The sequence below is a fragment of the Bacillus sp. REN3 genome, assembly GCF_017912555.1.
Classification (GTDB): Bacteria; Bacillota; Bacilli; order Bacillales; family Cytobacillaceae; genus Mesobacillus.
On the sequence record NZ_JAERSD010000020.1, the window covers coordinates 35,992 to 50,105 of the forward strand.

Below are 14,114 nucleotides of genomic sequence, written 5' to 3' on the forward strand. Positions count from 1 at the left end.
TCCAAATAAGGAGGTGAATTTCATGAGGAATGGAATCGAATTTGAGGTTTATGGGAAATATGCGCTTTTTACTGATCCATTAACAAAGTTGGGTGGGGAGAAGTTATCTTACCAAATTCCTACATATCAAGCGTTAAAGGGCATAGTGGAATCGATTTACTGGAAACCCACATTGTTGATGGTTGTAGATGAAGTAAGAGTTATGAATCCGATTCAAATGGAGTCAAAAGGGATTCGTCCAATTGAATATGGGGGCGGAAATACGCTTGCCAACTACACCTATTTAAAAGATGTTCGCTACCAGGTTAGAGCCCATTTTGAATTCAATCCGCACCGGACAGATATGGCTTTTGATCGCAATGAACATAAACATCATAACATTCTGAAGCGGTCGTTGAAGGCGGGAGGGAGAAGGGATATTTTCCTGGGAACGAGAGAGTGTCAGGCCTATGTTGAACCATGTGTGTTTGGAGAGGGAGAAGGGTTTTATGACCATTACTCCGGGGAAATCCATTTTGGCACAATGGTGCATGGCATTAATTATCCTGATGAAACAGGCAAAAAAGAAATGGAAGTACGGCTTTGGAACCCGGTTATGAAAAATGGAATGATTCAATTCATCAAACCGGATCAATGTTCGGTCCGAAAAGTAGGGAAAATGAATATGAAATATTTTGACCCTGCAAAGGTAGAGTCTGCAGATGACCTTTTAAGTCAGCTGGAAGCAAACGGGGGTGAGTGAGTTGAGCTGGCTATTAAACTTATATGAAACATATCAAGCCAACCTTGATCGAGTCGGCGAAATTGAAAGAAAGTATAACGGCCAGGAATACACGTTGCTTCCGATTTCGCACACGACTCAGAATGCACATATTGAGGTGTCAATAACAGAAGACGGAGAATTCCATTCAGCGAGACTGATAGAAAAAAACGATGCCAGTACCTTGATCCCATGTACGGAGGAGTCAGCCAGTCGAGCTGGTTCCAAAATTGCCCCATATCCTCTTCATGATAAGTTAAGCTATGTGGCAGGAGATTTTGTTTCCTATGGCGGGAAGATAAAAAACGAGGAACCTTTTTCTCATTATATTAGCCAACTGGAAAAGTGGGCAAAATCACCGTACGCTACTGAAAAAGTAAAAAGCATTTACGATTATTTAAAGAAGAGGACTTTAATAAGGGATCTCGTAAATTCAGGAATATTACAAGTCGATGTTAATAACAAGCTTATTGATAAATGGGACAAAAATTACGAAAAGGCACTGGGAGAGAAGCCAGCTATTTTTTCCTTGGTTGCGGGCGGGCAAGAAAGCGCTTTCATAAGGTTTGATGTGTATTCACCTAGCCTAATTACAGAGAAGGTATGGAAGGATAAAAGGATGTATGAATCTTTCATAAACTTCTATTCGGAGTTTTTAGGGGGCAAAGACCTTTGTTTTGTGAAAGGAGATTTATTGCCCGCAACAGACAGGCACGCCAACAAAATTCGGAACGCCGCAGATAAAGCCAAGCTGATCTCGGCCAATGATTCCAGTGGGTTCACTTTCAGAGGAAGATTCAATAAAGCAAGTGAAGCGAGCAGTATCAGTTATGAAGTTTCGCAAAAAGCCCACAATGCATTAAAATGGCTTATCAATTATCAGGGGAAGGTTGTTGATCAGCGGGTATTCCTGGTATGGGGAAATGAGAACACCGAAATAATCAACACGAATGAGGACAGCTTTTCCATCCTATATAACAGCATATCACCAGAATTGAAGAAGGAAATCAAGTCTTATACCCATGAGCGATTTGCACATGAAGTCTCGAAAGCAATTGATGGCTATCGGAATGAATTATCTACAAACGAAAATGTCAGTATCCTAGTACTTGATTCAGCGACAACCGGTAGAATGGCAGTCTTATATTACCGTAACATGGATAAGGAACAATACTTAAATCGGCTTAAGAGCTGGCATGCCACTTGTGCCTGGCTGCATCGGTACCGAAAAACAGCCGAAAATGAACCTGTGCAATTCTTTGGCGCTCCGGCGACGAAGGATATTGCTTTTGCTGCTTACGGTCCTAAGGCAAGCGATAAGGTAGTGAAAGGACTGATGGAACGGATTCTCCCGTGCATAATCGATGGGAAGCAGGTGCCGCTGGATATTGAGAGAAGTGCTTTTTCGCGTGCCACAAATCCTGTATCCATGGAAAAATGGGAATGGGAAAAAACGCTAAGTATCGCATGTGCATTAATAAATAAAAAATTAATAAATAAAGGGGAGGGCTATGGTGTGTCACTGGATGTTGAAAGCAAAGACAGAGATTATTTATTTGGCCGGTTATTGGCAATTGCGGATGTGTTGGAAAGGCGCGCTTTAGGAGTTGAGGAAACTCGCTCTACGAATGCCATTCGTTATATGAATTCATTTTCAAGGAGTCCTGCCCGAACCTGGAAAACGATTCAAGAGAGTCTCCAGCCTTATCAAGCTAGACTAGGTACAAAGGGTTTGTATTTATCCAAATTAATCGATGAAGTGGCTTCTCAATTGACATTGGAAGATTTCAACAACAGACCGCTATCTGGCAAATACCTTTTGGGGTTTTATAGCCAGCGCCATGAATTGTATCAAAAGAAAGATAAAAAAGATGCTGCAGTTGAAGCAGCTAACTAGAGGGGGAAATGAGGATGACTGTTTTAGATCACAAAATTGATTTTGCTGTTGTCTTATCTGTTAAAAAAGCAAATCCAAATGGAGATCCTTTGAATGGAAACCGTCCGAGACAAAATTATGATGGATATGGTGAGATTTCCGATGTAGCAATCAAGAGAAAGATTAGAAACCGCCTGCAGGATATGGGGGAGGCTATTTTTGTTCAGTCGAATGAACGGAATAATGATGATTTTAGAAGCTTACGGGAACGGGCTGAAGGCAATCAGGAACTTCAAAAAATATTGAAATCAAAGACTGTTTCAAGTGATGAATTTGCTGCTGTTGCCTGCAAGGAGTGGGTTGATGTTCGCAGTTTTGGACAAGTATTTGCATTCAAAGGCTCAGGCGCAACTGGTGTATCGGTTGGTGTCAGAGGACCTGTTTCTATTCATTCAGCAACGAGCATTGATCCGATTGATATTACAAGCATGCAAATCACGAAAAGTGTCAATTCAGAGCCTGGAAAGGAAAAGGGTTCAGATACTATGGGAATGAAGCATCGTGTTGACTATGGACTTTATGTATTTTACGGAAGTGTCAATACGCAATTAGCTGAAAAGACAGGATTCTCTCTCGAAGATGCTGAAAGACTAAAACAAGCACTGATTACTTTATTTGAAAATGATGCTTCAGCCGCAAGACCGGATGGAAGTATGGAAGTGCATAAGGTCTATTGGTGGGAGCATAACTCTAAACTCGGCCAATATTCTTCAGCAAAGGTCCATAGATCATTAATGATCGAGAGTAGGAGCGATGAGCCAAGAAGTTTTGAGGATTATTCAATTGAAGTCAACGAACTGGAAAATTTGAAGGTCGAGATCCTTGATGGATTATAATGAAGAAGATGACTATTTGATGCTCTCTGGCATTCAGCATTTCCAGTTTTGTAAACGACAGTGGGCTTTGATTCATATAGAGCAGCAATGGGAAGATAATGTGAAAACGGTTGAAGGCCATCATCTGCATCGGAACGCTGATCAACCATTTACCAGAGAAAAGCGACAGAGCAAACTGATAGTTCGTGCTATGCCTGTAAAGTCAAAAGAACTAAGAATCAGCGGTATTTGTGATGTTGTTGAGTTTATCTCTGATCCAAACGGAATAGAAATTTTCGGTTCAGGAGGAAAATTTTCTGTTTATCCGATTGAGTATAAGCGCGGTAAACCGAAGAAAAGTGATGAGGATATCCTTCAATTAACAGCACAGGCACTATGTCTAGAAGAGATGCTTCTATGCAAAATAGACACCGGCTTCTTATTTTATAATGAGATTAAACACCGTGTGGAAGTTCGTTTAACGGATGCTCACAAGATGAAAGTTAAATCCATCGTTTCAGAAATGTATGATTATTATAGGAGAAGATACACACCCAAAGTAAAGACAGGGACATTTTGCAAAAGCTGTTCCCTTCAAGAAATCTGCTTACCCAACTTGATGGCCAAACGTTCAGTTAAAAGCTATATTGAAGGGAAGTTAGCAGAATGAAGAAGCTTCTTAACACGTTATTTGTTACTCAGCCCGATGTGTATTTATCTTTAGACGGTGATAACATTGTCGTTTTAAAAGAACAGGAAAAGTTAGGGAGGCTTCCATTACATAATCTAGAATCAATCATCACATTTGGCTATACGGGAGCCAGTCCTTCTTTAATGGGTTACTGTGCAGACAGAAATATTGCATTAGTGTTTTTGACAATGAATGGTCGATTTTTAGCCCGAGTGATTGGCCAGAGTAAAGGGAATGTCATTTTAAGAAAAAGCCAATACAGAATATCGGATAGTGAAGAGTTTTCTGCAAAAATTGCCCGCAATTTTATCATTGGAAAAGTCTTCAATAATAAATGGGTTATCGAACGAATGACACGAGATTATCCTTTGCGGATCGATGTTGAACGATTTAAAGAGGTGTCAAGGCAATTAAGCCTGCTTCTTCAGGAAATAAAGAACTGTGAAGACTTAGAAAGATTAAGAGGTTTAGAAGGGCAGGCAGCTATCCTTTACAATAGATTGTTCGATAGTATGATTCTGCAGCAAAAAAAGGATTTTCACTTTCATGCCCGGTCACGAAGGCCACCTCTGGATAACGTAAACGCGATGCTTTCATTTGCCTACACTTTACTGGCGAATGATATGACATCTGCGCTTGAGGGGGTGGGTTTAGATGCATATGTTGGTTTTCTGCATCGCGACCGTCCTGGAAGAGCATCGTTAGCCTTAGACGTCATGGAAGAACTTCGAGGTATATATGCAGATCGATTTGTCTTATCTTTAATCAATAAGAAAGTGATTGATCGAGATGGATTTATAAAAAAGGAAAACGGCGCTGTTATTATGACGGATGAAGCCCGTAAGAAATTCTTATCCGCTTGGCAAAATAAGAAGCAAGAAAAGATTACTCATCCTTATTTAGGAGAAAAGATTCAATGGGGCCTAGTTCCCTATGCGCAAGCTTTATTATTGGCAAGGTATTTGCGAAACGATCTAGATCAATATCCGCCATTCTTATGGAAGTAGGTGAACCATTTGTTGATTCTCATCACTTACGATGTAAGCACAGCAAGCAGTGGAGGGCAGAAGAGATTGAGAAAAGTAGCAAAAATCTGCCAAAACTACGGCCAGCGGGTTCAAAACTCTGTTTTTGAATGTATAGTTGATTCTACACAATTCGCTTCTTTGAAAATTGAACTTTTGAACATCATTGACGAAAATCAAGATAGCCTGAGGTTCTATCAATTGGGAAACAACTTTAAGAATAAAGTTGAGCATGTTGGTGTGAAAGAATCAGTGGATTTAGAAGGTCCGCTTATTCTTTAGTGCGAATATCAAGCGCACATAAAATTCCCGGGGGATTCGCACCAGTTTTCTTGTAAGTTATTGTCGAATTAGAATATCTGTTCCTCTCATTTTTGAAATAATTCAAAAGAAAATAGCGTTTTTTAACTTCTTTGTGTTGGAAAGTAAAGCTTTTTTGTTAAAAAGCGCTGTCGCACTCTTCGTGAGTGCGTGGATTGAAATACACCCATGTTAGCGAACGCATCCTTGATTTTGTCGTCGCACTCTTCGTGAGTGCGTGGATTGAAATTGCAAAAGGGACTTTAACTGTTGAAAGGGATGACGTCGCACTCTTCGTGAGTGCGTGGATTGAAATTTCCCTATCGGCACTTCCCACTTACCAGGCTGTAGTCGCACTCTTCGTGAGTGCGTGGATTGAAATTCCTACCGTGCTTGCATCGGGATTTAGGATTTTAGTCGCACTCTTCGTGAGTGCGTGGATTGAAATTTCGGTAAAGCGGGCGGTCTGATGGGCAAAGCGGGTCGCACTCTTCGTGAGTGCGTGGATTGAAATCATCATGGATGCTGCAAATGAGAAAAAAGAAGAAAGTCGCACTCTTCGTGAGTGCGTGGATTGAAATCTGTGTGCCTAATAGAGTAGTCCACGCAACCTTAGTCGCACTCTTCGTGAGTGCGTGGATTGAAATAACATATGGCATGGGACGGGGCCAGAAGGATACAGTCGCACTCTTCGTGAGTGCGTGGATTGAAATATCACCACCTAAATAACTCATTCCAATAATCCCTGTCGCACTCTTCGTGAGTGCGTGGATTGAAATAGTATTGGGTAAGGCGAAGAGAGACTGATTTAACGTCGCACTCTTCGTGAGTGCGTGGATTGAAATTTTCGGTATGATACGGAACAACCCGACATACTCGTCGCACTCTTCGTGAGTGCGTGGATTGAAATTTTGACTTGTTCCCTGTTCATTAAATATCCTCCCGTCGCACTCTTCGTGAGTGCGTGGATTGAAATATCATTCTGTGTCCAGTCGATAAGGTACTTGATGGTCGCACTCTTCGTGAGTGCGTGGATTGAAATCCTTCGGCCGTCTCTGCCACCTGTTCGGCGTATGTCGCACTCTTCGTGAGTGCGTGGATTGAAATCAGTGTGGTAAATCGGGTTAGGCAGGATTGGCATGTCGCACTCTTCGTGAGTGCGTGGATTGAAATCACACTGTTGTTCCGTATTCCTTAATGCCATTAGGTCGCACTCTTCGTGAGTGCGTGGATTGAAATCTGTTGATGAATGGGAAATTATCGGAAATGTTTACGGTCGCACTCTTCGTGAGTGCGTGGATTGAAATACGTTTAAACGTATAGCTAGGTACCTAAAATTCCAGTCGCACTCTTCGTGAGTGCGTGGATTGAAATAGGGCTTACAAGGGATAAAGACATTACCCTTGAAGTCGCACTCTTCGTGAGTGCGTGGATTGAAATCTGTATGCTTGTTTGCCTGCATAGCAGATAATGCTGTCGCACTCTTCGTGAGTGCGTGGATTGAAATTCTGGATGATTTATTTTTTTAACCGCTTGGTTGAGTCGCACTCTTCGTGAGTGCGTGGATTGAAATACATTTAAATACACAATGATTACCAACGATGCGGAGTCGCACTCTTCGTGAGTGCGTGGATTGAAATACCTTGCCAGTTGTCTACAGCTCTTACAAGGTCGTCGCACTCTTCGTGAGTGCGTGGATTGAAATATTTGTCCGGGGATCGTTGTAAATATTCCTCACCGTCGCACTCTTCGTGAGTGCGTGGATTGAAATTTACCATGGGTCTTGGCGCGTTGGCCGCGGCTGAAGTCGCACTCTTCGTGAGTGCGTGGATTGAAATAAGAAAACTTTGAAAGAAATTGAGAAGGCTCCTAGTCGCACTCTTCGTGAGTGCGTGGATTGAAATATTTGGTTCGGCTTTATAAATTCAATCAAAAACAGTCGCACTCTTCGTGAGTGCGTGGATTGAAATCTCCACTACTGCTTGCTCACTGTGTAAATGAGCAGGTCGCACTCTTCGTGAGTGCGTGGATTGAAATTCTGGTTTATGTGCGACAAAGGGCACGGCAAACCGTCGCACTCTTCGTGAGTGCGTGGATTGAAATAACACCGGGAGTAACAGGTTTTCAAAGATTCCCCAGTCGCACTCTTCGTGAGTGCGTGGATTGAAATACGTCAACATTGTATCTCTGGACAGAAAAAGGAGCAGTCGCACTCTTCGTGAGTGCGTGGATTGAAATAAGGCAAGCAGCTCACCTACACGCATTCCGGTAAAGTCGCACTCTTCGTGAGTGCGTGGATTGAAATATTGATTAAATCAGCTAAATTATATTGCCACATTGTCGCACTCTTCGTGAGTGCGTGGATTGAAATACACCATCCACATAAACGTTATAGCCTTGAATATCGTCGCACTCTTCGTGAGTGCGTGGATTGAAATGTGATACATTTTGTAAACTTCGCCATCTGAGGTAGTCGCACTCTTCGTGAGTGCGTGGATTGAAATACCAATTCGGTTGACACAGGGGCATATGTAAGGGTGTCGCACTCTTCGTGAGTGCGTGGATTGAAATTTAAACAGCAGCAATCTGGCCGTTTTGGTGCGGAAGTCGCACTCTTCGTGAGTGCGTGGATTGAAATATTGAATAAGATCGTGTGGGCGGATGACAATCAAGGTCGCACTCTTCGTGAGTGCGTGGATTGAAATAACAAAATGATGCATGGATTAGGTTACAGCCGAAGGTCGCACTCTTCGTGAGTGCGTGGATTGAAATTGATGCAGATAAAATTAAACGATACGAATTTGCTTGTCGCACTCTTCGTGAGTGCGTGGATTGAAATTCCAACGAATCGGATTCCCTAGCAGCTTGTCCGGTGTCGCACTCTTCGTGAGTGCGTGGATTGAAATAGAAAGGCATGCCAATGGGTAAGCTTGCAAACGGGTCGCACTCTTCGTGAGTGCGTGGATTGAAATAGAATGTTCAAGTGATGATATGCATGAAGCTGGGTCGCACTCTTCGTGAGTGCGTGGATTGAAATTAAAACAGCAACAATCTGGACGTTTTGGTGCCGATAGTCGCACTCTTCGTGAGTGCGTGGATTGAAATAGACCAAAAGCCAGTATTGAGTGGATCTGACCTTGTCGCACTCTTCGTGAGTGCGTGGATTGAAATTTGTGAAGGGAACACAGCGTATAACAGACGAAGAGCGTCGCACTCTTCGTGAGTGCGTGGATTGAAATGCATCTTCAAATGATTTATCATAAAAAGCTGCAGCAGTCGCACTCTTCGTGAGTGCGTGGATTGAAATACACATACAGGAGGACGCGGTTAGTGCGGTGGATCGTCGCACTCTTCGTGAGTGCGTGGATTGAAATTCATATTATGGAGTCACCGTCACTTTCGGCATGTAGTCGCACTCTTCGTGAGTGCGTGGATTGAAATCCTTGCCATTGGACAAGGTTTTCGATTTGCTGGGTCGCACTCTTCGTGAGTGCGTGGATTGAAATCCTTCTTCAAGACCAATGACCTGATAAAAGTTGTTGTCGCACTCTTCGTGAGTGCGTGGATTGAAATAGAATCTAAGTCTTGTTCATGATTTTTTTCATACGTCGCACTCTTCGTGAGTGCGTGGATTGAAATCTCAATAAGCGTAGCCAATTCCTCGAAATCGAGTTGTCGCACTCTTCGTGAGTGCGTGGATTGAAATAAAGATGCCCCAGGCTGTTTTAACTACATTTTTAAGTCGCACTCTTCGTGAGTGCGTGGATTGAAATACTACTCAACTGAACCTTTTATTACCATAGCACCCAGTCGCACTCTTCGTGAGTGCGTGGATTGAAATTCGTTATGTAATAACCTATCGACGGAAAAGGAGAGTCGCACTCTTCGTGAGTGCGTGGATTGAAATTTGTCGTAAAAATCACGATTTACAATTCTTCGAAGTCGCACTCTTCGTGAGTGCGTGGATTGAAATTCTGCTTCGATGGCTGACAAATACTTGCCCATGATGTCGCACTCTTCGTGAGTGCGTGGATTGAAATAAAAACAATCTATTGCCAATATTCGCCTCTGTATAGTCGCACTCTTCGTGAGTGCGTGGATTGAAATCTGCTTCGATGGCTGACAAATACTTGCCCATGATGTCGCACTCTTCGTGAGTGCGTGGATTGAAATGGTCAACCAGTTAAACTTAATATTCAACGTACCCGTCGCACTCTTCGTGAGTGCGTGGATTGAAATTACTGTTCTGCCAAACGCCAACAGATTTAGATCAAGGTCGCACTCTTCGTGAGTGCGTGGATTGAAATTCCCTTGAAATGCCAGCCAGAAGCTTAACAGACAGTCGCACTCTTCGTGAGTGCGTGGATTGAAATACCACTTCCACCACTAGGAATAACAAGAGGATATGTCGCACTCTTCGTGAGTGCGTGGATTGAAATCTTCTAGAGTGGATCAAAGAGCAGCCGACTCATTGTCGCACTCTTCGTGAGTGCGTGGATTGAAATAGTATTGGGTAAGGCGAAGAGAGACTGATTTAAGTCGCACTCTTCGTGAGTGCGTGGATTGAAATCGTTTGGCATGATTGATTATGACAAGTATGAGCTGTCGCACTCTTCGTGAGTGCGTGGATTGAAATCTGTTGTTGGAGAGGATGCAGTAGGCAATGAAAACGTCGCACTCTTCGTGAGTGCGTGGATTGAAATCTTCAGGTGACCCGGAGATTGACAAGGTTCTAGGGTCGCACTCTTCGTGAGTGCGTGGATTGAAATCACAACCTAAACACTCGAAAAACTGGGCAACTGACGTCGCACTCTTCGTGAGTGCGTGGATTGAAATTCCACGATGTAGTTGATTGCGAAAGTATCTTTTCGTCGCACTCTTCGTGAGAGCGTGGATTGAAATCTCTCAACAGTAGACGTTGACTTCAACGTGATGAGGTCGCACTCTTCGTGAGTGCGTGGATTGAAATATCAAGAGGATCGTCGGGCTGACAGGAACACCAGGTCGCACTCTTCGTGAGTGCGTGGATTGAAATATCCTTGAAGAAATGCAAATAAGTCCAATTGTCTTGTCGCACTCTTCGTGAGTGCGTGGATTGAAATTAATCGGTGACATTGCCGATGTAACCGAGACTGACGTCGCACTCTTCGTGAGTGCGTGGATTGAAATTTTCTGCTGGCGTCATATAAGGAAATGCGTGATGAAGTCGCACTCTTCGTGAGTGCGTGGATTGAAATTAGTAAACAGCAAGAAGCGCTGTCCCTTTTAGCGTCGCACTCTTCGTGAGTGCGTGGATTGAAATTGGACATCGTTTCAGAAAACGGCTACATGAGGATGTCGCACTCTTCGTGAGTGCGTGGATTGAAATTTAATCATGGTGAATAGTTTAGGCATCGACACCGCGTCGCACTCTTCGTGAGTGCGTGGATTGAAATATCCACTTGAACTAAAAGACCATGAACACGCTCTGGTCGCACTCTTCGTGAGTGCGTGGATTGAAATTTCCGGTCTGCAAAGGCTCCGACTTGTACCTTATAGTCGCACTCTTCGTGAGTGCGTGGATTGAAATAAAGGTAAGGATATTTTCTTCGTCGACCATATTGTAGTCGCACTCTTCGTGAGTGCGTGGATTGAAATTCCACCGTCATGTTGCACATGGTTATGGAAGAAGCGTCGCACTCTTCGTGAGTGCGTGGATTGAAATCGGTTTTATCAACTGTGTATTCAATGCCTTCATGGGTCGCACTCTTCGTGAGTGCGTGGATTGAAATGCCTTTAAATCGGCAGCCAGGCGGTCTGCGTTCTTGTCGCACTCTTCGTGAGTGCGTGGATTGAAATATGGATACATCGGGCCCAAAGTAGACATAAGGCAGTCGCACTCTTCGTGAGTGCGTGGATTGAAATATATCCTCCGAAGTCAAGCCCTGCCCTATTTGCCGTCGCACTCTTCGTGAGTGCGTGGATTGAAATATATACAGTGATAAAGATGCGTTAGAATTTAACAGTCGCACTCTTCGTGAGTGCGTGGATTGAAATTAACCCCTTTTGCAGTAAAGCCAGCCGGTTGTCGGTCGCACTCTTCGTGAGTGCGTGGATTGAAATCCATATAAATAAATCTAATAATTTTGTATCCAAGTCGCACTCTTCGTGAGTGCGTGGATTGAAATGTGCTATTGAAATTGACGGAGTAAAAGGGCGTGTGTCGCACTCTTCGTGAGTGCGTGGATTGAAATTAAATTATTGATGTGGAGTGATGTGAAATGTTGAGTCGCACTCTTCGTGAGTGCGTGGATTGAAATTCTGTATTTCCTGTCTTTCAGCTTCCCGGCATTCGTCGCACTCTTCGTGAGTGCGTGGATTGAAATGAGAAAAAGGTGATTAGATGGGAGGGGCATTTCAGGTCGCACTCTTCGTGAGTGCGTGGATTGAAATATTTCTTGAATAAAATGTACAAGGTCAATCGTTTCGTCGCACTCTTCGTGAGTGCGTGGATTGAAATTTGGTTGCGACATGATTGATTTGTATGATTGGGTTGTCGCACTCTTCGTGAGTGCGTGGATTGAAATCACATCATCCAGTGTACTGAGTGATCTAGTCAAAGTCGCACTCTTCGTGAGTGCGTGGATTGAAATAAGAACTTAGACACTCACGTTTGGAATATCGTTGTCGCACTCTTCGTGAGTGCGTGGATTGAAATATGAAAGAAGGTGAATAAATGGAACTTTTCAAGCTGTCGCACTCTTCGTGAGTGCGTGGATTGAAATCTCCCTTTATCTTGTTAACCACATGCCAACAATTGTCGCACTCTTCGTGAGTGCGTGGATTGAAATGGTCATAGTGCATTAATACGAGCGGTGACAGAAGGTCGCACTCTTCGTGAGTGCGTGGATTGAAATTTTTATACTATAAAACACTTGTCGGTTGGTCTTAGTCGCACTCTTCGTGAGTGCGTGGATTGAAATTTTTAGCATCGATTTCAGCAGCAAGCTCTTCGGCGTCGCACTCTTCGTGAGTGCGTGGATTGAAATTCCCATTTGCGAATCTGTAACCTCCCTGTAATGCCGTCGCACTCTTCGTGAGTGCGTGGATTGAAATTTCACGCTACATTGGGAGAAACAGCGTGGAATGGTCGCACTCTTCGTGAGTGCGTGGATTGAAATATTTCCGGCGATGCCACACTATTAGGATTATAGTCGTCGCACTCTTCGTGAGTGCGTGGATTGAAATAAAGTGCTTGAGAGTGACTTGGAATTAATAAACGGTCGCACTCTTCGTGAGTGCGTGGATTGAAATCACCTAATTTTTATTATGTGGACTATACGCCAGGAGTCGCACTCTTCGTGAGTGCGTGGATTGAAATTACCGCAGAATCTTCTATCACGCAGAATGCCGGGTCGCACTCTTCGTGAGTGCGTGGATTGAAATCTCATGCCGCCCCTCGGGTTTTTGATGAACCAATGTCGCACTCTTCGTGAGTGCGTGGATTGAAATTCTGTACAGAGTGGAATAGTCGCCCAAGCGAGTCGGAGTGCTGCAGGCAAGCGTAATTGCCAATTCAGCGATGGAAGCTGAAACAGCTGCGAAAATCCTGTGCATTCTCCCATATGAGGATGCCAAAGCATTGCTGTACAGGAAACTCCCGTGTATTGCTTACTTTGTTTACTTTGAAAATGACCAGATTGCCATAGGCGGAGATCCGAAGTTTTATCAACGATTGGAGGCAGCGAAATGAATTGGATCTGGATTGCCATTCGCGCAACAGGGTTGACAGGGTATTTTTTGCTGACAATCTCACTATTATTGGGCATATACAGCCATATTCCGCGTAAAAAAGGTTCGATCCTTGCTTTCCATCAAATCATTGGCCAGGTAGCCCTCTTATTTATTGGCATCCATGCCTACCTGCTAATCTTTGACAACTATGAGCCTTATTCCATAAAGGCGCTCCTCATCCCTTTTACTGCAGCGTATGAACCGATTTTATCCGGATTGGGAACGATTGCTGCTTATTTATTGATTATCGTTCTATTAACCTCAGACTTCATGAAAAAAGTTGGCCGCTCGGTTTGGAAAAAGACCCATTATCTCGTTTTTCCACTTTGGTTCCTTTCTGTTATTCACGGCCTTTTTCTCGGGACAGATACCAAATCGATATGGGCGGAAGCTTTATATGGAGGAACTGTATTAATGGTAAGCATGGCAACCATTTTTCTGGTTTTTAAAAAGTATAGCAATAAGAGGAAGGGGAGGCCGGTTGCATCTTGATTCTTCAACTATTTCTGGACAAAGGACAGGGCTAGTGTTTATCGGAGTGTTCAGGTGAAAGGTCTTTTGCACTGGTCAATCAGTAAGGAAAGTTCACAAAAAGCGGTCTACATATACCATATTTTGAAAACAGCGCTAATTAAATTTTATTAAAAGAATAAAATTGGAGGAATACTGAAAGCTAAAAATTTTTTCGGGAAGAAATAGCTACTCGGCATCCTCCTATGTTTGGCAATTGTCGACAAAGAGAAACGAGTTAACACGAACTTGCCCGTCCACCTAAAGAGTTTACGGCAATCTGAAAACACTTACTGATAATTGG

At 43.3% G+C, this 14,114-nt stretch carries 8 protein-coding genes and 1 CRISPR repeat array; all 8 genes read left to right on the forward strand.

Features of this window, described 5'->3' with window-relative positions; translation table 11 throughout:
* Positions 1 to 22: 22 nt before the first annotated feature.
* Positions 23 to 742 (forward strand): type I-C CRISPR-associated protein Cas5c, encoded by a 720-nt coding sequence (gene cas5c, locus JJQ88_RS16120; RefSeq protein ID WP_210367065.1) that lies wholly within the window; start codon positions 23 to 25, stop codon positions 740 to 742.
* 1 nt (position 743) lies between these two features.
* Complete coding sequence (cas8c, locus tag JJQ88_RS16125) at positions 744 to 2,657, forward strand: type I-C CRISPR-associated protein Cas8c/Csd1 (protein WP_210367066.1); 1,914 nt, start codon at positions 744 to 746, stop codon at positions 2,655 to 2,657.
* A 14-nt stretch (positions 2,658 to 2,671) separates the two neighbouring features.
* Entirely contained in the window at positions 2,672 to 3,532 is an 861-nt protein-coding gene (gene cas7c, locus JJQ88_RS16130; protein ID WP_210367067.1) for a type I-C CRISPR-associated protein Cas7/Csd2, read from the forward strand.
* A complete protein-coding gene (cas4, locus tag JJQ88_RS16135) occupies positions 3,522 to 4,181 on the forward strand; it encodes a CRISPR-associated protein Cas4 (protein WP_210367068.1) in 660 nt (219 codons plus the stop codon). The genes cas7c and cas4 overlap by 11 nt, the downstream gene beginning before the upstream one ends.
* Positions 4,178 to 5,209, forward strand: coding sequence for a type I-C CRISPR-associated endonuclease Cas1c (gene cas1c, locus JJQ88_RS16140; RefSeq protein WP_210367069.1), 1,032 nt, complete (start codon positions 4,178 to 4,180; stop codon positions 5,207 to 5,209). The genes cas4 and cas1c overlap by 4 nt, the downstream gene beginning before the upstream one ends.
* Positions 5,210 to 5,218: 9 nt before the next feature.
* Positions 5,219 to 5,509: a CRISPR-associated endonuclease Cas2 gene (cas2, locus tag JJQ88_RS16145; RefSeq protein ID WP_210367070.1), complete on the forward strand. Its 291-nt coding sequence runs from the start codon at positions 5,219 to 5,221 to the stop codon at positions 5,507 to 5,509.
* 169 nt (positions 5,510 to 5,678) lie between these two features.
* A CRISPR array of direct repeats spans positions 5,679 to 13,018; the repeat unit is 32 nt; unit sequence GTCGCACTCTTCGTGAGTGCGTGGATTGAAAT.
* 37 nt (positions 13,019 to 13,055) lie between these two features.
* A complete protein-coding gene (locus JJQ88_RS16150; protein WP_210367071.1) occupies positions 13,056 to 13,259 on the forward strand; it encodes a hypothetical protein in 204 nt (67 codons plus the stop codon).
* Positions 13,256 to 13,792: a ferric reductase-like transmembrane domain-containing protein gene (locus tag JJQ88_RS16155; protein WP_210367072.1), complete on the forward strand. Its 537-nt coding sequence runs from the start codon at positions 13,256 to 13,258 to the stop codon at positions 13,790 to 13,792. Before JJQ88_RS16150 ends, JJQ88_RS16155 begins: the two co-directional genes overlap by 4 nt.
* Positions 13,793 to 14,114 lie beyond the last annotated feature (322 nt).

Coding starts and splice junctions, on each gene's coding strand:
- cas7c (WP_210367067.1), top strand. CDS start 2,672: ATGACTGTTTTAGATCACAAAATTGATTTTGCTGTTGTCTTATCTGTT.
- cas5c (WP_210367065.1), top strand. CDS start 23: ATGAGGAATGGAATCGAATTTGAGGTTTATGGGAAATATGCGCTTTTT.
- JJQ88_RS16155 (WP_210367072.1), top strand. CDS start 13,256: ATGAATTGGATCTGGATTGCCATTCGCGCAACAGGGTTGACAGGGTAT.
- cas4 (WP_210367068.1), top strand. CDS start 3,522: ATGGATTATAATGAAGAAGATGACTATTTGATGCTCTCTGGCATTCAG.
- cas1c (WP_210367069.1), top strand. CDS start 4,178: ATGAAGAAGCTTCTTAACACGTTATTTGTTACTCAGCCCGATGTGTAT.